This is a genomic window from Rhodospirillum rubrum ATCC 11170, assembly GCF_000013085.1.
Lineage (GTDB): Bacteria > Pseudomonadota > Alphaproteobacteria > Rhodospirillales > Rhodospirillaceae > Rhodospirillum > Rhodospirillum rubrum.
The window spans coordinates 2,910,224-2,932,093 of sequence record NC_007643.1; the positions used below are offsets into that span (position 1 = coordinate 2,910,224).

Here is a 21,870-nt window from a genome sequence, read left to right on the forward strand (position 1 = left end):
CGGATTCTAGCGAACGCGAAAGACTCTAGCGGTTGGCTAAACCGTTGACGAGGGCGCGCGAGACGCCCCGACCAGGAGAGAGCGGCCCCATGGACGGCGAGACGAACACCCTGCATCCCGAGGCGTCCCAGGCCAGTGCGATCAGCGCCAAGACCCAGGCCCTGGCGTCGAAATACGATCTGCGTCTGCCCCGCTACACCTCCTATCCGACCGCCCCCCATTTCCATGGCGGCGTCGGGGCCGAGACCTATGGTCAATGGCTGGAAGCCCTGGAGCCGGGTTCGCCGGCCTCGCTGTATCTCCATGTCGCCTATTGCGCCGAGATGTGCTGGTTCTGCGGCTGCCATACCCGGGTGACCAAGCGCTATGATCCGGTCGCCGATTACCTCGACGCCCTGCTGAGCGAAAGCGCCATGGTGGCCAAGCGCCTGTCCGGGCCGCTGAAGGTCACCCATGTGCATTTCGGCGGCGGCACGCCCACCATCTTGACGGCCGATGATTTCGTCCGCACCATCGATACACTGCGCGCCGATTTCGGTCTGGCCGATGTCGCCGAGATCGCCGTGGAAATGGATCCGCGCACCGCGACCCTTGATTACGTCAAGGCGATGGCACGCGCCGGCGTCACCCGCGCCAGCATCGGCGTTCAGGACTTCAAGGATGACGTTCAGAAGGCGATCAACCGCATCCAGCCCATCGAACTGGTCGCCCAGGTGATCGACTGGCTGCGCGACAACGGCATCAGCGATATCAACATGGATCTGGTCTATGGCCTGCCCCATCAGACCACGTCGAGCGTCCTGCATACCATCGATCAGGCGATCGCCATGGCGCCGCGCCGGGTATCGCTGTTTGGCTATGCCCATGTGCCGTGGATGAAGAAGCACATGCGGCTGATCGACGAGGCCAGCCTGCCCGATGTGCCCGAGCGTTGGAGCCAGTATCTGGCGGCCACCGCCCACTTCCAGGCCTTGGGCTATGTCGCCGTCGGCCTGGATCACTTCGCCGCCCCCGATGACGAGATGGCCCGCGCGCTCAGCGAAGGCATCCTGCACCGCAATTTCCAAGGCTACACCACCGATACCGCCCCGGCGCTGATCGGCCTGGGCGCCTCGGGCATCGGCTATCTGCCCCAGGGCTATGTCGCCAATGAGGGCGAAATCGGCGCCTATAAGGAGCTGATCCGCGGTGGATCCTTCGCCACCAAGCGCGGCATCGCCGTCAGCACCGACGATATGGTCCGCCGCTCGGTCATCGAACGGCTGATGTGTGATCTGGCCGTCGATCTTGGCGCCGTCGCCCGCGAATACGGCCTGCCCGACGACACCTTCGCCACGGAACTCGCCGCCATGGACTCGCTGGAAGGCGACGGCGTGCTGGTGCGCGAGGGCGGGGTCGTTCACATCACCGAACTGGGCCGGCCGCTGGTGCGCGCCGTCTGCGCCAAATTCGACCGCTACCTGAAAATGGGCGAGCAGCGCCATTCCCGCGCCGTCTGATCCCTGATGCCCCTCGGCCCGGGAAACCGGGCCGAGGGAGCCGCGATCTATTTCTTTCGATATATACCTTTTTTTAATTTTAGACCTTAGGCTACAATAGCCTGGGTAAGAGATAACCCTTTGCCCGGCCTCCACCCTATAACGATACTCATTCTTAACTGTCCGTCCGCGACAGAAGGCCGCAGGGGATGATGCGATGACAGAGGAACCCGCCACTCCGGGACAGGGCGACCTCAGCCTATTTAACTGGTCGGAAGAGCGGCGCCTGGGCGTTCGCCTGATGGACCGCGATCATCAAGTGGTGTGCCATCAAGCCGGCCTGCTTGCCGCGGGCGTCGACCGCGGCGACGGCGCGGCGATGGCGGCGGGCGCGCGGTTTCTTCAGGATTACATCCCGCGCATGTTCGAGCGTGAGGATCGGCTGATGGCCAATACCAACCATCCCGAGCGTGGCGCCCATCAAGACGCGCACAGACAGTTGCTGGTTGGCCTGATGACGCGGACCAGCGGCCCGATCGAGACCGCTGCTTCGGTGCTGGCCGCCGTCGAGACCTGGATCCGCGGCCATATCGACGCCCACGACCGGCCGCTGGCCCGCCATGTTCTCGAGGCGGCGATCGATCCCTTCGCCGCGACGGGGGGGCGACGGCTGCTTGGCTCGGTTCAATGGGACCGTTTGTCGGTCATGGTCGTCGACGGTCAGTTCGCCTTCCGCCGCACGGCGCGCGACATGCTGGTCGCCTTGGGCGTGGCGACGGTGATCGAGGCCCGCGACGGCGTCGAGGCGCTGAAACAGCTCCCCAACCACAAGATCGACGCCCTGCTCGTCGATCTTTACATGGCGCCGATGGACGGGGTGGAGTTTACCCATTTGATGCGCAACATCGCCGACAGCCCCAATCCCCGCGCCCTGATCATCCTGATGACCGGGGCCGAGGTGTCCCAGGGGCTGATCAACCGGGCGCTCGATGCCGGCATCCATGATCTTATGAAAAAGCCGATCAGCCAGGACGCCCTGCGCGCCCGCTTGGAGCGCCACCTGCTCGCCCCTTTGCCCTTCCACGAGGTCGGCCGCTACCTGCTGCCCGTCCACCCCGACCGCAACGCCACCTTGCTGCGCCGGCAGGCCGCCAGCCTAAGCCGTTAGCGCCCCTTGAAGACCGGCGGCCGCTTGGCCAGGAAGGCCGCCACCCCTTCTCGGTAGTCTTCGGTTTCCAAGAAGCGATAGCATTCGGCCATCTCGGCCTCGCCCGGCGGCGGCCCCTCGGCCAGCAGGCGGGTGACGAAGGCCTTGTGGCTGGCGTTGACCCCGGGGGCGGCGCGGACCAGACGGCTGACGGTCTCGTCGAGGTGGGCGGCGAACGCCCCATCGGCGACGACCCGATTGACCAACCCCATGCGCAGCGCCTCGTCGGCGCCGAAAACCCGGCCTTCCAGCAGGATCTCCAGGGTGTTTGCCGGACCGGCCAGCCGTAGCAATCCGCCGATCTCGGGATAGGCCATCACCACGCCGATGCGGTTGATCGGCACGCCGAAGCGCCCCGAGGCGTTGGACAGGCGGAGATCGGCCATGCAGGCCAGTTCCAGACCGGCGCCGACGCAAGCCCCCTCGATCGCCGCGATCACCGGCACGGGGAAGGCGCGCACGCCGTCCAGGGCCCGGCGCATCACCCGATCATAGTCTTGCGCCTGGGCGGCGGTGGCGCGCAGGGTGGCGAATTCGCCGATATCGGCGCCGGCGGCGAAGGCCCGCCCCCCGGCGCCGCGCAGCACCAGACAGCGCAGATCCTCGCCCTCGGCCAAGCGCCCGGCCAAGACCGCCACCGCCTCGCCAAGCGCCCGCCACAGGGGCAGATCCAGGGCGTTCAGGCGATCGGGCCGATTAAGAACCAAAGTGGCGACGGCGCCTTCGATGGTGACGAGCACGCTTGCGGACGGCGCGGCCCCGACAGGACCCGACTGGCTGGCGGTCATCGATCGGCTCTCCTTGCTTTCCCGGCGGCGGCGCTCTTGAAAAGAGCGGCCGGGGACAGTTGTGGAGCGTTGGTTTTACCGTTAAAAAGCGGTCATCGGAAGCTGGGGCGCATCCTCTGTCCGTCGCCACCCCTGCCCGTTCCCCGTCAACGGAAAGAAGGCCATGCGCAATGGACCTTGATACCCTGGCCAACGCCGAGGCCGGCCGCACCGTCGCCAGCATCCTGTTGGAAATCGGCGCCGTCAATTTCCGCCCCCAGCAGCCCTATACCTTGACCGCCGGATGGGCGAGCCCGGTCTATATCGACTGCCGCAAGATCATCAGCTATCCGCGGGCGCGGCGGCGGATCATCGATCTCGCCACCCGCAAGATCGAACGCGCCATCGGCTTTGAAAGCCTCGACTCCGTGGCCGGCGGCGAGACGGCGGGCATCCCTTACGCGGCGTGGCTGGCCGATTCCCTGGGTCTGCCCATGCAATACGTGCGCAAGAAGCCCAAGGGCTTTGGCCGCATGGGCCAGATCGAAGGCGATCTCAGCGAAGGCCAGCGGGTGTTGCTGGTCGAAGACCTCGCCAGCGACGGCGGCTCCAAGCTGGCCTTCGTCGACGCCCTGCGCCGGGCCGGGGCCCAGGTGAACGACACCTTCGTCGTGTTCTTCTATGGCGCCTTCCCCGGCGCCACCGACGCCCTGGCCGCCGAGGGCATCACCCTGCATTGGCTGGCCACCTGGCACGACGTGCTGGCCGTCGCCGAACGCACCGCCGCCTTCCCCGAAGACAGCATCGAGGGCGTGCGCGCCTTCCTTGCCGACCCCGTCGGCTGGTCGGCCGCCCATGGCGGCAAAGGCGCCTGACCTCATGATGCGGCAAAGGCGCCCGAGCTAAAAGGGGTGAGGTAAAATAATCCGCTCCGCAAACCGGGCGACTCGGCGGCGGCCGAGTCGCCGCCGCCCCTCGCGCTAGCCGTTTTATGCGCCTTGAAGGCGACCCGGGCGGGTGCCGAGGGTCGCGAAAAGCGTCAACTTGGCGAGACAGGGGGGTGCGTAAATTGGTTTTGACAAAAAACGCCCTGTTCGCCCCCTTCCAGACTGGACATCCCGGTTTGGAGGATTATCCTCACAGTCCTGAGATGTTCAGCGAGCGGTCGCGCTGATCGTGCCTTTTGGCAAACCATGCCCGGCAAGGCGATCAAAAGCGACACTACCGAACCCCGTGGCACTCAAGACGGGGGCGGCGCTCGAGGGGGGCGGAGCCAGGAGAACGGCTCCCGAGGGGGTCTACGAGACTCCCAACCTGCGGGTTTGAGGGCGCCCTAGTCCCTTCTGCCCAAAGAAATTCGCCGACGGCTTGGCGCCGGCAGGGGAACTGTGATCAGGAGAGACCGATCAATGGATTATGAGGGCTATTTCGCCGAGCGACTTCACAGTCTGAAGCGGGAAGGGCGCTATCGCGTCTTCGCCGATCTCGAACGACAGGTGGGCCGGTTCCCCTTGGCGCGCAATTACCGCGACGGAGAGGTTCACGAAGTCACCATCTGGTGTTCGAACGATTACCTGGGAATGGGCATCCATCCCGTCGTCCTCGAAGCCACGAACGAAGCTTTGTACACCTGCGGCGCCGGCGCCGGGGGCACGCGCAACATCAGCGGCACCAATCACTACCACGTGCTGCTCGAGCGCGAACTGGCCGATTGGTACAAGAAGGACGAAGCCCTGCTGTTCACCAGCGGCTATGTCGCCAATATCACCACGCTGATGACCCTGGGCGCCCAGATCCCCGATCTGGTGATCTTCTCGGATTCCGATAATCACAATTCGATGATCGAGGGGATCCGCCACTCGCGCGCGCCCAAGGAGATCTTCCGCCACAACGATCTCGCCCATCTCGAAGAGCTGCTGCGCAAGTATCCCAAGGATCGCGCCAAGCTGATCGCCTTCGAATCCGTCTATTCGATGGATGGCGATATCGCCCCGATCGCCGAGATTTGCGATCTCGCCGATAAATACGGCGCCATGACCTTCCTTGATGAAGTCCATGCCGTTGGCATGTATGGCGAGACCGGATCGGGCGTGGCCGAGCGCGATGGCGTGCGCGAGCGCCTGACCATCATCCAGGCGACCATGGGCAAGGCCATCGGCTGCGTCGGCGGCTTCATCTGCGCCTCCGCCTCGCTGATCGATTTCGTCCGCAGCTTCGGGGCCGGCTTCATCTTCACCACCTCGCTGCCGCCGACCATCGCCGCTGGCGCCCTGGCCAGCGTGCGCTACCTCAAAGAGCACAACGAGCTTCGCGTCCGCCACCAGGAGCGGGCCGCCACCACCAAGTGGCGCCTGCGCGAGGCCGGGCTGCCGGTGATGCCCTCGGTCAGCCATATCATCCCGCTCGCCGTCGGCGACGCCTCGCTGTGCAAGCAGGCTTCGGACATGCTGCTCAGCCTGCATGACATCTATGTGCAGCCGATCAACTTCCCGACCGTTCCGCGCGGCACCGAACGGCTGCGCCTGACCGCCACGCCGCTGCACACCGACGAGCATCTCGACCATCTGGTCCATGCCCTGTCCGACGTGTGGCGTCGCCTGGGGATTGGTCGTCAGGCCGCCTGATCGCGCCCGACACCCTACTCTCCCCGATCATCCCGCTTGCCAAGCACCCCCTCCTCCCCTTGTGGGAGGAGGGGTTTTTCTTTGCCTGGACGGACCGGTCCGAGCAAAAACGGGGTCCCCATCGCCCCACCGGCCCTTTCGCCGGCCATTCCCTTGCCCCATATCGCCCAAGAGCGGCAAGCAGGAGAGGCCCCATGCCCACCATTACCCCGACCGTCAAGCGCATCTTGGATGCTTACGAAAGCGACAATCCCGGCACCAAGGCCAATCTGGCCCGCATTCTGATGCACGGAGCCTTGGGTGGCACCGGCAAGATGGTCATCTTGCCCGTCGATCAGGGGTTCGAGCATGGGCCGGCGCGCAGTTTCGCCGTCAACCCGCCGGCCTATGATCCCCATTACCATTTCCAACTGGCCGTCGACGCCGGGCTCAACGCCTTCGCCGCGCCGCTCGGCCTGATCGAAGCCGGGGCCGACAGCTTCGCCGGGGCGATCCCGACCATTCTCAAGGTCAACAGCGCTAATTCGCTGACCGTCGACAAACAGGCGCCGACCCAGGCTCTGACCGCCGGTGTCGCCGATGCCCTGCGCCTGGGCTGCTCGGCCATCGGCTACACGCTTTATCCCGGTTCGGACAACGCCTATGACATGATCGAAACCCTGCGCGAACTGGTGATCGAGGCCAAGGAGGTCGGGCTGGCCGTGGTGGTGTGGTCCTATCCGCGCGGCGGCACGCTGTCCAAGGACGGCGAAACGGCGCTTGATATCTGCGCCTACGCCGCCCATATCGCCTGCCTGGCGGGCGCCCATATCGTCAAGGTCAAGCTGCCCACCGAGGCCCTGGAACTTCCCGAGGCGATGGCCGTTTACCAGTCCGAGGGAATCGTCCGCGAGACCCTGGCCCAAAGGGTCGCCCATATCGTGCAAAGCTGCTTTGCCGGACGCCGCCTTGTGGTGTTCTCGGGCGGCGGTCACAAAGGAGTGTCGGGGCTGTTGGACGACGCCCGGGCCATTCGCGATGGCGGCGGCAACGGATCGATCATCGGGCGCAACACCTTTCAACGCCCGCGCGACGAAGCCCTGGACCTGCTGAGAGATTTGATCGACATTTACAAAAAGAAACCCTGAGTTTCGTATCCTCACGCCGTATGAGAGGTATTCTTATTTACCGCAGTTGCGCAATGCGATATCATTCCAATAGACCGCTAGGGGAGGACTGACCGATGTTCGCTGATAACACATTGACACCTAGGGAAGCCGTTCGTCTCTGCGCGCTTGGCACCATCGCCCGCGGCCCCCGGCGTTATAGCGATCTGGCCGCTTCGGTCCGCCATTTCGTCACCCGCATCACCGGCCCGTCGCTCGACCTGTTGGGCAGCTCGATGGAGCTGCTGCGCCATGAGGGTCTGGTGGAACCGATGGACGGCGAAGGGATGGAAGACGATGCCCTGCTTGCCATCACCGAGGGCGGTAGCCAGGAATTCATCCGCTTGATGACCGCCAATCTGCGGGCGTCGTCCGATCTGTCGCGGCTGGTCACCTCGCTGAAATTCCGCTTCCTCGACCTGCTGCCCGAAGCCCAGCGGACCATGCAGGCCGAATTGATCCTTGAAACCGCCGAAACCGAATTGGCGCGTTTGGTGGATCTGCGGGCGGCCTGCCGCGAGGAAGGTCCGTTGATGGAAGAATGGCTCAACCAGGAAATCGTCCAGGCCGAACAGCGCCTGCAATGGCTAGAAAGCCTCGCCTCGCGTATGGCGACGGGCGAGGCGGCCTGACCTTTTCCCCCTTCGTCTTTTGGTGAATGCGGCCGGCGGCTCCCCTCCCCGGCCGCTTTTTTTTGTCGCCCCGCCGCCGACCAGAGAGTCCGGCCCTTCGCCGCCCTTGTCTTGGTGATAGCGGGGATGTCATGCTCTCTACGCCTTTTTGAGTGTAGAGGTTGTCTTCATGCAAGCCTTTCCGGCATATCCTTCCCGTCGAAAATGGCGAAGGCGGCTTTTCCTTCTCGGCGTCATCGGCCTGCTTGCCTGCGTGAACGGGGCACTCGCCCTGGCCCAAGGCGCTCCTCCTCCCCAGGATGAGCCCCTCCACCTGCGACTGAAATGGAAGCACCAGTTCCAATTCGCCGGCTATTACGCCGCCCTTGAAAAAGGTTTCTATGCCGGCGAAGGGCTGAGCGTCGTTCTTGAAGAAGCCTCCGACAGCGAGGACGCGGTAACGGCGGTGCTCGCCGGCAAGGCCCAGTATGGCATCGATTCGACCGAGCTTCTGGTCGCCTATGGCCGGGGCGAGCCGGTTGTCGCCCTGGCCGCCCTCTTCCAACATTCGCCCGAGGTGCTGCTGGCGCGAACCGACTCGGGAATAACCTTGCTTCACGATCTGATCGGCCGGCGGATCTCCCTGCCGCCCGCGTCGCTGTCCCTGCTGGCCTATCTTGCCGCCGAGGGTATCGGCGCCAACCAGATGACGATCGTCAGGAACCCGTTTTCGCCCGATCCCCTGCTCCAGGGCGAGGTCGACGCCATCGGCGCCTATTCCAGCGACGAACCGTATTCGCTGCGCCGCCAGGGCATCGATTTCCTGATGTTCTCGCCGCGTTCGGCCGGCATCGATCTCTACGGGGATATCTTGTTCACCACGGCCGCCGAGCTGCGCAGCCATCCCGACCGGGTGCGGGCCTTCCGCCGGGCGAGCCTTCGGGGCTGGGAATACGCCCTGGCCCACCCCCAGGAAATCGCCCGGCTTATCGCCGATCGCTACCCCGGCCAGCGGACCATCGATCATCTTCTGTTCGAGGCGGCGGCCATGCGCCAGCTTATCGCCGCCGATCTGATCGAGCCGGGTTATATGACCCGGGGACGCTGGCAGGCGATCGCCGATCTTTACGCCGGCTTTGGCATGATCGGCCGCGATCTCGACCTGGGTCCCTTCCTCTATGGCCTTGCCGAGACCGACAGAACGCCAAGGATCCCCCCGGGCCTGCTTCCGGCCTCGGGCCTTATCGGCGCCTTCGGTCTGGTCGCGGTGTTCGGCCTGTTGCGCTATCGCAAGATCAAACGGGCCCTGACCCGGGAGATCGGCGAGCGGCGCATCGTGGAAAGCCACCTGCGCCAAAGCGAAACCCGCTATCGGATGATGATCGAGGCCGCGCCCTTTGGCGTGCTCATCAGTTCGCTGAGCACCGATCACATCGTGCAGATCAACGCCCGGGCCGAGGATCAGCTACAGGCCATGCGCCACTGGGTGATCGACAAACCCTTTGCCGATCTTTTCGTCGATCCCGCCGATCACCGACGCCTGCTTGACACCTTGAACAAGACCGGAAGCATCGCCAATTTCGTCGCCCTGTTGCGCACCGCCACCGACAATGACTTCTGGGCGGAGCTCTCCGCCGCGGTGATCGATCTCGACCGCTCGCCCGCCGTCTTCGCCAGCTTCAACGATATTTCCCAGACCAAGGCGCTTGAACGGGAATTACGCGCCCTCGCCGAGCGCGACTCGCTGACCGGTCTGGCCAACCGCCTGCGGGTGATGGACGCGCTGCGCTCTGAATTCGACCGCGTCACCCGCTATGGCGGGGCCTTATCGGTGATGATGCTGGACCTTGATCGCTTCAAGGTGCTCAACGACCGCCATGGTCACGTCTGCGGCGACGAGGCGTTGCGCCATTTCGCCGCCTCCGCCCTGGCGACCCTGCGCACCAACGACCTGCTTGGCCGCTCGGGTGGCGAAGAGTTCATCGTGCTGTTGCCCGGCGCGGCCTTGGGCGCAGCCAAGCTGATCGGCGAGCGCCTGCGCGCCGCCGTCCAGGATAAGCCGCTGTCTTGGCAAGGCCGATCGGTGGCCCTTTCGGTCAGCATCGGCCTTGCCAGCCGCCAGATCGGCGATACCCCCGACAGCCTGCTCGGCCGGGCCGATCAGGCCCTCCACCTAGCCAAGGCCAACGGCCGCAACCGCCTGGAAACCGCCGATGGCCCACCGACGACGGCGACGGTCATTCCGCTGTGAAGGCGATGCCGGCCGACAGGCTTACAGCAGGTGCTGGCCGCCGGTCACATAGATCTCCGTGCCGGTGACATAGCCAAATTCCTCGGTGCACAGGCGATAGACGCAAGACGCCACGTCCTCGGTCGAGCCCATGCGATCAAGCGGAATACGCGGGATCAAGGCTTCGTATTCCGGGGCGATCATCTCGGTCTTGATCTCGCCGGGCGCCACGGCGTTCACCCGCACCCCCAATTGGGCGAATTCCACCGCCATCTCGCGGGTCAGCCCCGACAGCGCCGCCTTCGAGGTGGAATAGGCCGAGCCGGCGAAGGGATGAACGTAATGGCCGGCGATCGAGGTGATATTGACGATGGCGCCCCGGCTTTTGCGCAGGGGCGTGGCGAAGGCCCGGGCCAGCCGCAGGGGGGCGAAAAAGTTCAGCTCGAACACCTCGCGCCAGCGGTCGATCGAGCCGTTCAGCACGCCCAGCCGCTCCTTGAAGGTCGTCTTGGGCGACACGCCGGCGTTATTGACCAGGGCGTGAAGGGGATCGCCGTTCAGATGCTCGACGATCTGGCGGGCAAAGACGTCGATCGCCGCCGGATCGGACAGATCGACGGGGAAATGCGCCGTCCAGTTCTTGTCGCGCTTGCATTCCGGGGGCACATCGGCGCGGGCGCAGGTAATCACCCGCCATCCTTCGTTCAGAAAACGAACGGCGGTCGCATGGCCTATGCCCCGGCTCGCGCCGGTGATGATCACGGTATTCATGGCGAGCGTTTCCTATTGGAGGATCGATGCGCGAAGCGGACCCTTTCCCCCTATCATTTTCCATCTAGAGCTGCGAGCGGAAAAGGAATTACCGCTTTTCCGAAAAAAGCCCCGCTGGCCCTCTCGGGGTCTGGAGCGAGCGATCCTCACAGCAATCCGGTCGCCCGGGCTTCCTCGAGAAGCGAATCGCGGAAGCGGGGATGGGCAAGCTTGACCAGGCCGCGCACCCGCTCGCCGATGGTCATGCCCTTCAGGCAAACGCAGCCGAATTCGGTGACCACATGATGGCTGTCCATGCGCGGATCGGTGACCGGGCCGTTAAGCTGGCAGACGATGCGCGAGATCGCCCCGCCCTTGGCGGTGGAATGCAGGGCGACGAAGGATTTGCCGCCCTTGGACGCATAGGCGCCGCGAATGAAATCAAGCTGGCCGCCGGGGCCGGAGAACTCCCGTCCGCCCAGGCTTTCCGAATTGATCTGTCCGGTCAGATCGACTTCGATGGCCGAATTGACGCTGATCATGCCGTCGTTCTTGCGAATCACCGAGGGATTGTTCACCCAGCCCACCGGATAGCCGACGATGCTGGGGTTGTTGTCCATGAATTCGTACATTTCCTTGTTGCCCAAGGCCAAGGTGAAGACATGCTTATAGGGCAGCACGGATTTCCGCCGGCCGTTCAACACGCCTTTCTTGATCAGGGTGACCATCGCCGGGCTGAACAGCTCGGAATGCAGGCCAAGATCGGAATGGTTGGACAGGTATTCCATCACCGTATTGGGCACGCCGCCAATGCCCATTTGCAAGGTCGCGCCATCGGGGATCTGCTCGGCGATGATGCGGGCGATGATGACGTCCTCTTCGGTCCCCTCCTTCTGGTGGACCTCCATCAACGGCGCGTCGTGCTCGACCACCGCATCCACATCCGAGATGTGGAGCAGGCTTTCCCCGAACACCCGGGGCATCTGCGGATTGACCTCGACGATCACCCGCCGGGCATGGCGAACCACCGTCGCGCCGTAATCGGAATTGGTGCCCAAGCTGAAGAATCCCGCCTTGTCCATGGGCGAGACGGTCAGCATGAAAACATCGGGGGTGATGTGTTCGGTCAGCAGCCGGGCCGCCTGATGGAACAGCGAGGGCACGTAATGAACCCAATGCTGGCCGACGGCATAGCCTTTTTGGGCCAGACTGCGGTCGTGGGCGCTCATGAACAGCGGACAGGGGCGCACCACCTCCATCAGTTCGGGCACCAGCAGGGTCTGGAGCGCCGCCTCATTGGCGTGCATGTAGTAGAGCTTGATGTTCTCGAGCGATCCGGACCGCGCCCGGTCGGCGACCGCCCGCATCAGGGCCGGGGGCTGGGAGACCCCCATCGACAAGATGACATTGCAGCCCGAGCGAATGGGCGAAACCGCCTCGGCCGGGGTAACCAGCTTGCGCCGGTAATCATCGTCGTAAAAAGACACGGGGCGGACCTCCTCTCCAGGATGGGAGCTGGTGGCGCCGACACTTGGATCCAGACGATACACATCTGGTATGTCAGTCGATTCCGCAAAGCAGTATGGTCGAAACCGCCCGGCCCGCAAAGGGAAACCCCCACCGTCCCGGCGGAGAAAAGCCGCAAAATAAAAAAAGGGCCCAAGGGCCCCTTGTCGTCCGTCGCCATCCGAGGACGCCGGCCCCGTCGCCGGCGCGTCCTCGGATCGCGGGACCCGTCTTGGCGGCTACCAGGAGCGCACTTTGCCCACATCGACGTGAACGAAGCCGCTTTCGGGGTAATAGCCCACCCCACCCCGGCGCAACCCCAGGGCTCCCCGGCGCAATTGGGAGATCGTGCGGTCCTTGAGGGCGATATCAATCGCCATGCCGCGCATGTGCAGGCTTTGTTTGGCCACGCCACCACCGCCGGTCTCGCGCAGCAGGGCGTTGGTCCGCGGCGAGCGATAGCCGCTGATCACCCGGAAGGGCGCCCTGGTTTCCATGGTGGCGTGAAGTTCATACAGCAGATCGAGCAATCCGCGATCGATCGGCAGAACGTCGCCGGTGCGGAAGTCCCGCAAGACGTGGTCGATTTCACGCAAGGAATCGGGCACATAGCGCCCATTGGCCCAATAGACCCGCTTGATCCTCTCCCCCGTGTGGAGGTTTTCCAGGGAAAGCGAGCGTTCGATGGTGCTCCGCCGGCTGGCGAAGGCGGCCGGAGCGTGAAGAGCCGCGACGGCCCCGGTGCAAAGCCCGATAAAACTCCGACGGGTAACGGATGGACAGGCGAGTCCCTTCATCGGCACGGATCCGATCTCCTCATCACACGAGAGCGCGTCACGTTTCTTGGTCTTGTCACATCGGCGTGTTGGCAAGGTTTCTACACGTCCGCCCTAAGGCGGTGCAATCCAAAATCTCCACCCAAAACGGAAAAATCCCGGTCGTAATTCACCCCCAGGATGGGTTTTTCCGGGTTATTTCAGCCGTCTTGAGGGCGATCTTGTCCCTTTCACCACCCCGGAGGCGACGGAGTCCTCGTCCCCGATTGCGGCGTTTTTTCAGCCGATGTCCCATCCTTCGCAGCAAGGCCGATCGCGACGAAAGAAGATTTTGCCCCTATCCTGATTTGTGCGTAGATGACCAGGATCGCTTGCTATGGGGGGGAGCCTATGAGCCTTTCGCGTCCCTTGGGCCAAGACCCCGCGCCTTGGCCGGTCCCGCCGGCAAGCCGGCCCCCCTTTTGGTTTCAAGGCCGATCGCCCCGCCCTGGTCTGGCCTTCGCCTTTGGCCTTGTCGCCGCCCTGACCCTGGCCGCGCCGGCGCTGGCCGCCAATGGCGACACGTTGACCTCCATCCGCGACCGGGGCAGCGTGACCTGTGGCACCAATCCCATTCCCGGGTTCGGCTTTCCCGACTCAGACGGCAATTGGCGGGGCTTTTTCATCGATTTTTGCCGGGCCCTGGCGGCGGCGACCCTTGGCGACCCGACCGCCTTCGAGGTCGTTCCCGTCGAGTCAAACAGCCGCTGGGAGGCCCTCAACAGCCATACCACCGATGTGAACGTCGATGGCTCGACCTGGACGCTGAGCCGCGATACGGCGCTCGGCTTCGATTTCCCAGGGGTGCTGATCTACGATGGCCAACGGTTTCTGGCCAAGCCCTCGGTGCCGGAGGGATCGGTGAAGGCGGCGGCCGGTTTGCGCGTGTGCATCATCATGGGCACGACGGCGGAAGTGAACCTGCGCGATTTCCTTAAGAAAAACGATCTTGAGATGACGGTGATCGCCACCGAATCCGACGAGGGCGCCTGGACCTCCTTCCTGAAAGGCCGCTGCGAGCTGTTCGTCAATGACGGCATCGGCCTCGCCCTGCGCAACGCCCTGCATATGACGCCACCGCGCGTCAACCACCTGATGACCGAAGCGATTTCCAAGGAGCCGCTCGGTCCGGTGGTCCGCGGCGATGATCATCAGTGGTTAGAAATCAACAGATGGGTTCTTAACGTGCTGATCGCGGCCGAAGAAGCCGGAATATCCTCGACAACCCTTGTCGATCCGTCCCCCACCGCCGACTTGTCTTCCGAGGATCGCGTTTTTGTCGGGGGCCCGGAGGACAATGCCGCCGCCCTTGGCCTGGAACCGGGATGGGCAAGACGGGTTATCGCCGCGGTCGGCAATTATGGTGAGGTGTTCGACCGCAATTTGGGAAAAGGCTCGGAGATCGGCCTTGACCGGGGCGTGAACGCGTTGTGGTCCGAAGGCGGGTTGATGATTTCACCGCCGCTGCAATAGCCGCGGCCAGACACGATGAGGGACCTTTGGCAGGACTGAGGTTTGGCGTCCGCTCCCGTCTGGTCCTCGCCTTTTCGGCGATGGCGGCAATGACCCTGGTCACCAGCGCCGTCGCCATCTTGTCCTTTAGCGAAGTCGAAGCGCGCTTCATCGAGCTGACGACGACACGCCTTCCGGCGATGGCGGCGGCGACCAAGCTGAGTCAACAGGCCGAAAGCATCGTCGCCCAGGCTCCGGCCCTGGTGGCGGCGAGCAGCCCCACCGAGCTTCATACCATCGATTTCCGCATCCGTGATCAGCTGAGCTGGCTTGCCGAACTCATCGAGAGGGTCCGCAAGACCGATGGCGAAGCCATCGCCATGGCCCGGGTCGACGACCTCGCCCGCGAACTGGAACGCCGCTTCGTCGATCTGGCCACCCAGGTCGAACGCCGGCTGAGCATGGAGGCCCTTGATCGCCAGACCCTGGGGCGGCTGCTTGTCCTGGGCAGAACGATCACCGGCATAAGGGACCAACGCGAGACCGAGGGCCCGCCGGAAGACGCCGCCATCGCCCGGCGCTGGGCGGCCGGCGCCCAGGATGCCAACACCGTGCTGATCGCCGCCCTGGCCACCACCGACGCCGCGATCTTGCGCAACCTGGGCGAGGCCTTTGGCGACCTGCTCGAGACGGCCGAAACCGAGAGCGCCAGACTGAGCGACCCCTTGTCGCAAGACATGCGCCGCTCGACCGCCGAATTGCGCCACCTTGGGCTTGGCGAGGCTGGGATCTTCAACCGGCGCCAAGCCCATATGGACATCACCCGCGGCATTCAGGGAACACTGACGCGCAACCGCCTGAGCGGCGATCTGCTATCGGGTGCCTCGTCCCAATTGGCCGACCGCATCGCCGAAGAGGCGGTCAAAAGCGCCCTTGTCTTGCGCGCGGAACTGCACAACCGGGGCGCCATGATGATCGTCCTGTCGCTTTTCGGCGTGTTCGGCGCCGGCATCGTCCTTCTTCACCTCCAGCGCACCGTGCTGCGCCGTCTGGCCACCCTGCGGGCGGCGATGACCGCCCCGCTCTCGACCCGGCCGCTGGTATTGGAGGGCAGCGACGACGCCGACGAGATCGGCGATATGGCCCGCGCCCTCAAAGGTTACGCCCAGGCCATCGCCGACCGCGAACACGCCTTGCGTCAAAGCGAGGGCCGCTTCCGCGCCATGGCCACCAATGTCCCCGGCGTGCTGTTCCAGTGGTTCTGGCGCCCGCTTGGCGAACCCCGTTTCCTCTATGTCAGCCCGCGCTGTCAGGATCTGTTCGGCGTTTCACCGGCCCTGGTCCTGGCCGATTGGCGCAAGCTGGGGTTCAGCCTGGAAGACCAGCGGGCCTGGGTGGTCCGCGCCGCCCAAGCCGCCCGCGACTCCCGGGACTGGATCCAGGAAGGACGGATCGCCCTGGCCAATGGCGGCGAACGCTGGTGGCGGGTGGTCGCCGCCCCCACCCCGGGGGAAGAACCCGACACCATCATCCTCAATGGCGTGCTGATCGACATCACCGCCCTCAAGGACAACGAACGCGATTTGAGGGCCGCGCGCCAGCAGGCCGAACAGGCGTTAAGCGATCTGCGCTCGACCCAGGACACCCTGGTCCAGGCCGAGAAGCTGGCCTCTCTCGGCCAGTTGGTGGCGGGCATCGCCCATGAGATCAACACGCCCCTGGGAACGGGCATCACGGGGGCGACCTTCCTCGATCAGGAGACCCGCCAAATCGCCGGGCGCTTCCGCTCGGGCACGCTGCGGCGCTCGGAATTGGCCGATTACATGGAGCGGGCCGAGGAAACCGCCCGTCTGATCTTCACCAATCTCAGCCGCGCCGGCGATCTGGTGCAGAGCTTCAAACAAGTCGCGGTCGATCAGGTGAGCGATGACCGCCGCACCTTCGCGCTTGATACCTACATCGACGAGATCTTCCAAAGCCTCAATCCCCGGCTGCGCCAAACCCGCCTGACCGTCGAACGCGCCATCGAACCGGGGTTGATGGTTGATGGTTATCCCGGGGTGCTGTTTCGCATTCTGTCCAATCTCGTCATGAACACCCTGATGCATGGCTTCGAGCCCCACGAGACCGGCACCATCCGCGTCGAAGCCAGACTGCTGCCCGACAGCGCCCCCGGGCGCGTCGAGCTGGTCTATTTCGATACGGGCAAAGGCATCCCCCACGAGATCCAGGGCCGGGTCTTCGATCCCTTCTTCACCACCCGCCGGGGCCAGGGCGGCACCGGCCTCGGCCTCAACATCGTCTATAATCTGGTCACCCAGTCGCTAGGCGGAACGATGACGCTGAGCAGCCACCCCGGCACCGGCACCACCTTCACCGTGGTTTTCCCGATCAAGGCCCCCCGGGGCGTTCAAGCCGTCCCGTCTCCCCAGCCGATCAAGGACAGCGGAGCGGCGACGGCCTGACCGCCTTATCGGGCGATCAAGCCGGCCGCCAGCTCGGCCAGGGCCCGGCGGTCGATTTTCCCCGTCAGGGTGCGAGGCAGGGCGCTAACGCCGATAATCCGCCGCGGCCGTTTCTCCGGGCGCAAGGCCCCCAGGGCGGCGGGATCGACCACGCCTTCGCCCTCCACCAGGGCGACCAGCAAGGCGCCGCGTCCGGCGTCGGGCAGACCGACGACCCCGGCATCGAGGATCCCGGGCAGGGCCTTAAGCGCCGCCTCGACCTCCTGGGGAAAGACATTGACCCCGCGAACCACCACCATGCCGCCCTCGCGCCCGGCCAGGGTCAGGGTTCCATCCTCGCCCAGCCAGCCGAGATCGCCAACGCTCGACCAGCCGTCCTTGCTGGAAAAGCCTCCCCGATCAAGGCCTTCAAGATAGCCGTCGAAGACCATCGGGCTTTTCACATGCAAGCGGCCCTGGACCCCTGGGGCGACGGGCCGACCCTCGGCATCGCGGATTTCGGCCTCGACCCCGGCGAAGGGGCGGCCGACCGTGCCCCGGGTCGCCTCCTCGCCCACGGCGCGCCAAGCGATGAAGCTCTGTTCGGAGGTTCCATAGAAATCAACGAGGACGGCCTTGGGAAAGCCGCGACGCAGCACCGCCTCGGTGGTGGGATCAAGGGCTTGGCCCGACGAAAGAACCGTGCGGATCGCCGAATGGGGGCCGGTGCGGGCCAGGGCGGCCAGCAGCGGCGGCACCCCGATCACCACCGTCGCCCCCTGATCGACGCCCCATCCCCCCATCCCGTCGACGATCGCCGCCCCGCCCAGCCAAAGGGCCTGAAGCGCGCCATAGAGCGCCAGGGAATGGACGAGCGGCCCCAACACCAGAATGCGATCCGCGGCGTCCAGGGCGAAGCCATCGCGCCCGGCCACCATCGTTTCGATCCACGAGCGATGGCTGCGCGCATAGGCCTTGGGCAGGCCGGTGGTGCCCGAGGTGAAGCCGACATAGAAGGGCCGGGAGGGATTGGGCGCGAAGCGCGGCGGGTCGTCGGCCGCCTCTCCGGTTGGGAAAGCCGGAAGGGACTCGCCGATCAACGGCTGACCAAGGGCGGCGACCACCCGCGCCCGCACCGCCTCGGACCACCGGCGATCGCCCACCGCCGCCGTTCGCCCCAGGGCGCCGGCGGCGATGAAGGCGGGCAGCAGGTCGGACGCGGCGGTGGCGCTCAGCAGCAACGGCCGTTCGGCGGGTTGATCGGCCAGCCAACGCTGGACGGCGCCCACCCGGCGCCGCAGGGCGCCATGGGTCAGGAGTCCCTCTTCACTGATCAGCGCCGGTCGTTCGGCGTCGATCTCGGCAAGGGGGGCGAACAGATTGGGGGTCTTGCTAGGGCTTGTCATGGGGCTCTTTATCGGCCATGCACTGGCAGGCTTTCAACCCCCGGCTTGCCTCGGCCCTCCCCTCCCCCCACTTGCGGGGAGAGCGTCACTCCCGCTTCGGATTCCCCCATGATCGATTCCTTGTTATCGCAGATCACCACCTTGCTCGTTCTTGTCGATCCGCTGGGTCTGCTGGCGATTTTCGTCGGGCTGACCGCCGGGCGACCGGCGGCCTATCGCCGTCAGGTGGCGATCAAGGGTACCTTGCTCGCCACCTTCGTGCTCGTCGCCTTCGCCGTGGCCGGCGGTAAATTCCTGCATTTGCTGGGGATCGACATCTCGGCCTTCCGTATCGCCGGCGGCCTGATGCTGCTGGTGCTGGCCCATGAGATGATCTTCGCCAAGCGCACCATCCGCCGCAACGAAAGCGCCAAGGCCATGGACAAGGAGATGGGCGGCGAAACCTCCGATCCCAGCGTCTTTCCCTTGGCCATCCCGCTGATCGCCGGTCCCGGGGCGATCACCGCCGTGTTGCTGTTCTCGCGCGAAAGCGATGGCACCGCCATTGGCCTGATGTGGGTGATCGTCGCCATTCTGGCCGTGACCTTGCCCACGCTCGCCCTTCTGCTGACCGCCGGGGCGGTCCAGCGCATGCTGGGCGAAACCCTGACCCATACGCTCGACCGCCTGCTCGGCATTATCCTGGGCGCCTTGGCCGTCCAGTTCATCATCAGCGGCGCCAAGGAGGCCCTGGGCGCCCTGTAACCCCCCCGGCCGGGCCTCCGGCCGCCGTCATCAGTACTTGGCAATCACCCAGATGGCATGCACGATACCGGGGATATAGCCCAGCAAGGTCAACAGAACGTTGATCCAGAACTGCTTTCCCAATCCGACTTGCAAAAACACGCCAAGCGGCGGAAGGAGGATGGCGATAATGATGCGGACGATATCCATGGCGACGTCTCCAGATGAGGTATTTCCGTCGCCTAGAAACCCAGACCGCCCGGAAAGGTTGCCCTAGGACGGCCATGGTCTTTGACTTAGGCTTGACCGCCACCCAAGCCCGCCGTCTCCTCTTCCCGGCCCGAAAGCGGCCACACGCAAGGCCCGCCCATGATTCCCTCGCCTTCTGATCGCCTGTCGGGCAACCGCCGTCCCGAAGACATCGACCCGCCCGAAGCCCCCCGCCCCCCTCGCCGACCGGCTTTGCGGCACCCGGGACGGATCGCCCTGGCGATCGCCGGCGTGGTTCTGGCGCTTGGCGTCCTTGTGCTGGCGATCAACCTCTACACCATGCCGCTGTCGCCCAGCTTCCAGGAGCCCGAGCGTTCGGGGTTTCTGATCGCCGACGCGGAAGGCACGGTGGTGGCGACGCGGGGGGTCACCGCCGGCCGGCCAGTCGCCCTGGCCGAGATGCCCGCTTCGCTGGTCAACGCGGTGATCGCCTTCGAAGACCGCCGCTTCCGCGACCATTGGGGCGTCGATCCGAGGGGCATCGCGCGGGCGATCTGGGTCAATCTGCGCTCGGGCGGACGGACGCAAGGGGCCAGCACCCTGACCCAGCAACTGGTCAAGAACACCCTGCTCACCCCGGAAAAGACCTTCACCCGCAAGATCCAGGAGGCCATGCTCGCCCTGTGGATCGAGCGCAAGCTGACCAAGGACGAGATTCTAGAACGCTACCTCAATTCGCTGTATCTCGGCGCCGGCTCCTATGGCGTCGATGCCGCCGCCCGGCGTTATTTCAACAAGCCGGTGACCGATCTGTCGCTGGCGGAATCGGCGATGATCGCCGGATTGATCCAGGCCCCGGCCCGCACCGGCCCGACCACGGCCCTTGATGTCGCCCGCCAGCGCGCCGAACTGGTTCTGGACGTGATGCGCGACCAGGGACTGATCGGCGCCGACGAGGCGACCTGGGCCAAGGCCCATCCCGCCTCGCTCGCCGTTCCGCCGGTCGAACTGCCGGCCTATGGCGCGGTGTCGGACTGGATCGCCGATGAGGCGCGCAAGGCCCTGGGGCCGCTGTCGGGCGACTTCCTGGTGGTCAGCACCCTTGATCGCCGGCTGCAGGTGCTGGCCCAGCAGACGATCCAGGAGGGAATGGCCGCCGAGGGCGCAGGCCTGCGCGCCACCCAGGCCGCCCTGGTGGCGATGGCCCCCGATGGCCGGGTCCTGGCCATGGTCGGCGGTCGCGACTATCAGGAAAGCCAGTTCAATCGCGCCGTCCAGGCCCGCCGCCAGCCCGGTTCGATCTTCAAGCTGTTTGTCTATCTTACGGCGCTGTCGAACAACTGGCGCCCCGATGACCCGATCGACGACACGCCGCTGACGATCGACGGCTGGAGCCCCGAGAATTATGGCGGCGGTGCCGGCCATGGCAGCGTGCCGCTGCGCGTCGCCTTCGCCCATTCCTACAATCTGGCCGCCGTCCGCCTGCAAGAGGCGGTGGGCCGCGAGGCGGTGATCGCCACGGCGCGATCGATGGGATTGAAGGACGATCTCCAACCTTTGCCCAGTCTGGCCCTTGGCACCTTCCCCGCCACCTTGCTTGATCTGACCAGCGCCTTCGCCGCCGTCGCCGCCGACCGTGCCACCGTCCAGCCCCGGGTGATCGAGGTTCTGCGCACCCCGGGCAGTGGCGAGATCCGCCCGCCGGTGCGCCAGTCGGGCCGGGCGCCCTGGCCGCGCGCCAGCGCCCTTGATCTGCTCAACGCCGTTGTCACCCAAGGGACCGGACGGGCCGCCGCCCTGGGGGTGCCGACCTACGGCAAGACCGGCACCACCCAGGACAACCGCGACGCCTGGTTCATCGGCTTCGCCGGCAATCTGGTGATCGGCGTCTGGGTCGGCAATGACGACGAAACGCCGATGACCGGCATCAGCGGCGGCGGCCTGCCGGCCAAGCTGTGGCAAAGCTTCGCCGCCCGCGCCCTGGCCGGCGGGGTCGCGGGCAGCGCCCCGGCCGCGCCGATCGCCGCCGCCACCACCGCCACCCTCCCCGCCGCCGCTCCGCCCGCCCCCACCCCGGCGCCGGCCGTCCCGTCGCGCCAACCGTTCTCGGCCGTGCCCGAGGCGGTGGTCGATACCGGAACCTTGCGCCTGGGCGGGCGGGTGGTTCGCCTTGAAGGGGTGAAGGGCCTCACCGGCCGTCCGGCCCGCGATATGGCGGGCTATATCGGCGATCGCTCCGTCACCTGCCGCCCGGCGGGACGCGAGCGCTGGCGCTGCGATGTCGAAGGCTGGGATCTGTCGGAAGTGGCCTTGTTCAACGGCGGCGCCCGCGCCACCGCCGACGCGCCGGCCGATCTGGTCGCCGCCGAACGCAAGGCCCGCCAAGCCGGCCGGGGTGTCTGGGGGCGCTGACCCCCGCCCCCCTCCCGCCGGCGGGTCCTTGGCGTCCACGATCACGCCCTTTTCCCGACATCGCGCTTTCCTGCCCCCTTGGCCTGCGCT

Annotated in this window: 17 protein-coding genes; 11 read left to right on the forward strand and 6 right to left on the reverse strand. The window is 65.6% G+C overall.

Features of this window, described 5'->3' with window-relative positions; translation table 11 throughout:
* Positions 1-89: 89 nt before the first annotated feature.
* Together hemN and RRU_RS12955 are read left to right on the forward strand one after the other, a co-directional pair.
* Positions 90-1,499, forward strand: a complete 1,410-nt coding sequence (gene hemN / locus RRU_RS12950; protein WP_011390257.1) for an oxygen-independent coproporphyrinogen III oxidase — start codon at positions 90-92, stop codon at positions 1,497-1,499.
* A 196-nt stretch (positions 1,500-1,695) separates the two neighbouring features.
* Positions 1,696-2,646 (forward strand): response regulator, encoded by a 951-nt coding sequence (locus RRU_RS12955; protein WP_011390258.1) that lies wholly within the window; start codon positions 1,696-1,698, stop codon positions 2,644-2,646.
* On the opposite strand, the gene RRU_RS12960 is transcribed toward RRU_RS12955, so the two are convergent.
* On the reverse strand, positions 2,643-3,473 hold the full coding sequence (locus RRU_RS12960; RefSeq protein ID WP_014626396.1) for an enoyl-CoA hydratase/isomerase family protein: 831 nt from the start codon (positions 3,471-3,473) through the stop codon (positions 2,643-2,645). The genes RRU_RS12955 and RRU_RS12960 overlap by 4 nt on opposite strands.
* Positions 3,474-3,643: 170 nt before the next feature.
* Between RRU_RS12960 and RRU_RS12965 the strand changes: the two genes are divergently transcribed.
* From RRU_RS12965 to RRU_RS12985, 5 genes are all read left to right on the forward strand, one after another.
* Positions 3,644-4,327, forward strand: a complete 684-nt coding sequence (locus RRU_RS12965; protein WP_011390260.1) for an orotate phosphoribosyltransferase — start codon at positions 3,644-3,646, stop codon at positions 4,325-4,327.
* Positions 4,328-4,861: 534 nt separating this feature from the next.
* Positions 4,862-6,076: a 5-aminolevulinate synthase gene (gene hemA, locus RRU_RS12970; protein WP_011390261.1), complete on the forward strand. Its 1,215-nt coding sequence runs from the start codon at positions 4,862-4,864 to the stop codon at positions 6,074-6,076.
* 194 nt (positions 6,077-6,270) lie between these two features.
* Entirely contained in the window at positions 6,271-7,203 is a 933-nt protein-coding gene (locus RRU_RS12975) for a class I fructose-bisphosphate aldolase (RefSeq protein ID WP_011390262.1), read from the forward strand.
* A 95-nt stretch (positions 7,204-7,298) separates the two neighbouring features.
* Complete coding sequence (locus RRU_RS12980) at positions 7,299-7,853, forward strand: hypothetical protein (RefSeq protein WP_011390263.1); 555 nt, start codon at positions 7,299-7,301, stop codon at positions 7,851-7,853.
* Positions 7,854-8,106: 253 nt separating this feature from the next.
* Positions 8,107-10,083 (forward strand): ABC transporter substrate-binding protein, encoded by a 1,977-nt coding sequence (locus tag RRU_RS12985; protein WP_237703768.1) that lies wholly within the window; start codon positions 8,107-8,109, stop codon positions 10,081-10,083.
* A gap of 21 nt (positions 10,084-10,104) precedes the next feature.
* Here the strand turns inward: RRU_RS12985 and RRU_RS12990 are convergent, their stop codons facing one another.
* The 3 genes from RRU_RS12990 to RRU_RS13000 all read right to left on the reverse strand — a co-directional run bounded on the left by RRU_RS12990 (position 10,105) and on the right by RRU_RS13000 (position 13,115).
* Entirely contained in the window at positions 10,105-10,833 is a 729-nt protein-coding gene (locus RRU_RS12990) for an SDR family NAD(P)-dependent oxidoreductase (RefSeq protein ID WP_011390265.1), read from the reverse strand.
* Positions 10,834-10,979: 146 nt separating this feature from the next.
* Positions 10,980-12,299, reverse strand: coding sequence for an acetyl-CoA hydrolase/transferase family protein (locus tag RRU_RS12995; protein ID WP_014626397.1), 1,320 nt, complete (start codon positions 12,297-12,299; stop codon positions 10,980-10,982).
* Positions 12,300-12,557: 258 nt separating this feature from the next.
* Positions 12,558-13,115: a DUF882 domain-containing protein gene (locus RRU_RS13000; RefSeq protein WP_014626398.1), complete on the reverse strand. Its 558-nt coding sequence runs from the start codon at positions 13,113-13,115 to the stop codon at positions 12,558-12,560.
* Positions 13,116-13,484: 369 nt separating this feature from the next.
* Between RRU_RS13000 and RRU_RS13005 the strand changes: the two genes are divergently transcribed.
* Both RRU_RS13005 and RRU_RS13010 read left to right on the forward strand, forming a co-directional pair.
* Entirely contained in the window at positions 13,485-14,606 is a 1,122-nt protein-coding gene (locus RRU_RS13005; RefSeq protein ID WP_011390268.1) for an amino acid ABC transporter substrate-binding protein, read from the forward strand.
* Positions 14,607-14,632: 26 nt separating this feature from the next.
* On the forward strand, positions 14,633-17,050 hold the full coding sequence (locus RRU_RS13010; RefSeq protein ID WP_011390269.1) for a sensor histidine kinase: 2,418 nt from the start codon (positions 14,633-14,635) through the stop codon (positions 17,048-17,050).
* A 5-nt stretch (positions 17,051-17,055) separates the two neighbouring features.
* Here the strand turns inward: RRU_RS13010 and RRU_RS13015 are convergent, their stop codons facing one another.
* Positions 17,056-18,435 carry a long-chain fatty acid--CoA ligase gene (locus tag RRU_RS13015; protein WP_011390270.1) on the reverse strand — a complete coding sequence of 460 codons (1,380 nt, stop codon included), beginning with the start codon at positions 18,433-18,435 and terminating at the stop codon, positions 17,056-17,058.
* Between the two features lie 108 nt (positions 18,436-18,543).
* Here RRU_RS13015 and RRU_RS13020 point away from each other — a divergent pair, with 108 nt between their 5' ends.
* Positions 18,544-19,179: a MarC family protein gene (locus RRU_RS13020; RefSeq protein ID WP_011390271.1), complete on the forward strand. Its 636-nt coding sequence runs from the start codon at positions 18,544-18,546 to the stop codon at positions 19,177-19,179.
* 30 nt (positions 19,180-19,209) lie between these two features.
* Here the strand turns inward: RRU_RS13020 and RRU_RS13025 are convergent, their stop codons facing one another.
* Positions 19,210-19,368, reverse strand: a complete 159-nt coding sequence (locus RRU_RS13025) for a YqaE/Pmp3 family membrane protein (protein WP_011390272.1) — start codon at positions 19,366-19,368, stop codon at positions 19,210-19,212.
* Positions 19,369-19,527: 159 nt separating this feature from the next.
* On the opposite strand from RRU_RS13025, the gene RRU_RS13030 reads away from it, so the two are divergent.
* A complete protein-coding gene (locus tag RRU_RS13030; protein ID WP_011390273.1) occupies positions 19,528-21,780 on the forward strand; it encodes a PBP1A family penicillin-binding protein in 2,253 nt (750 codons plus the stop codon).
* The last annotated feature ends 90 nt before the right edge of the window (positions 21,781-21,870 follow it).

What these genes read in the sequence shown, in the direction of transcription:
- hemN (WP_011390257.1), top strand. Translation starts at nt 90, where the DNA reads ATGGACGGCGAGACGAACACCCTGCATCCCGAGGCGTCCCAGGCCAGT.
- RRU_RS12955 (WP_011390258.1), top strand. Translation starts at nt 1,696, where the DNA reads ATGACAGAGGAACCCGCCACTCCGGGACAGGGCGACCTCAGCCTATTT.
- RRU_RS12960 (WP_014626396.1), bottom strand. Translation starts at nt 3,473, where the DNA reads ATGACCGCCAGCCAGTCGGGTCCTGTCGGGGCCGCGCCGTCCGCAAGC.
- RRU_RS12965 (WP_011390260.1), top strand. Translation starts at nt 3,644, where the DNA reads ATGGACCTTGATACCCTGGCCAACGCCGAGGCCGGCCGCACCGTCGCC.
- hemA (WP_011390261.1), top strand. Translation starts at nt 4,862, where the DNA reads ATGGATTATGAGGGCTATTTCGCCGAGCGACTTCACAGTCTGAAGCGG.
- RRU_RS12975 (WP_011390262.1), top strand. Translation starts at nt 6,271, where the DNA reads ATGCCCACCATTACCCCGACCGTCAAGCGCATCTTGGATGCTTACGAA.
- RRU_RS12980 (WP_011390263.1), top strand. Translation starts at nt 7,299, where the DNA reads ATGTTCGCTGATAACACATTGACACCTAGGGAAGCCGTTCGTCTCTGC.
- RRU_RS12990 (WP_011390265.1), bottom strand. Translation starts at nt 10,833, where the DNA reads ATGAATACCGTGATCATCACCGGCGCGAGCCGGGGCATAGGCCATGCG.
- RRU_RS13000 (WP_014626398.1), bottom strand. Translation starts at nt 13,115, where the DNA reads ATGAAGGGACTCGCCTGTCCATCCGTTACCCGTCGGAGTTTTATCGGG.
- RRU_RS13005 (WP_011390268.1), top strand. Translation starts at nt 13,485, where the DNA reads ATGAGCCTTTCGCGTCCCTTGGGCCAAGACCCCGCGCCTTGGCCGGTC.
- RRU_RS13015 (WP_011390270.1), bottom strand. Translation starts at nt 18,435, where the DNA reads ATGACAAGCCCTAGCAAGACCCCCAATCTGTTCGCCCCCCTTGCCGAG.
- RRU_RS13020 (WP_011390271.1), top strand. Translation starts at nt 18,544, where the DNA reads ATGATCGATTCCTTGTTATCGCAGATCACCACCTTGCTCGTTCTTGTC.
- RRU_RS13025 (WP_011390272.1), bottom strand. Translation starts at nt 19,368, where the DNA reads ATGGATATCGTCCGCATCATTATCGCCATCCTCCTTCCGCCGCTTGGC.
- RRU_RS13030 (WP_011390273.1), top strand. Translation starts at nt 19,528, where the DNA reads ATGATTCCCTCGCCTTCTGATCGCCTGTCGGGCAACCGCCGTCCCGAA.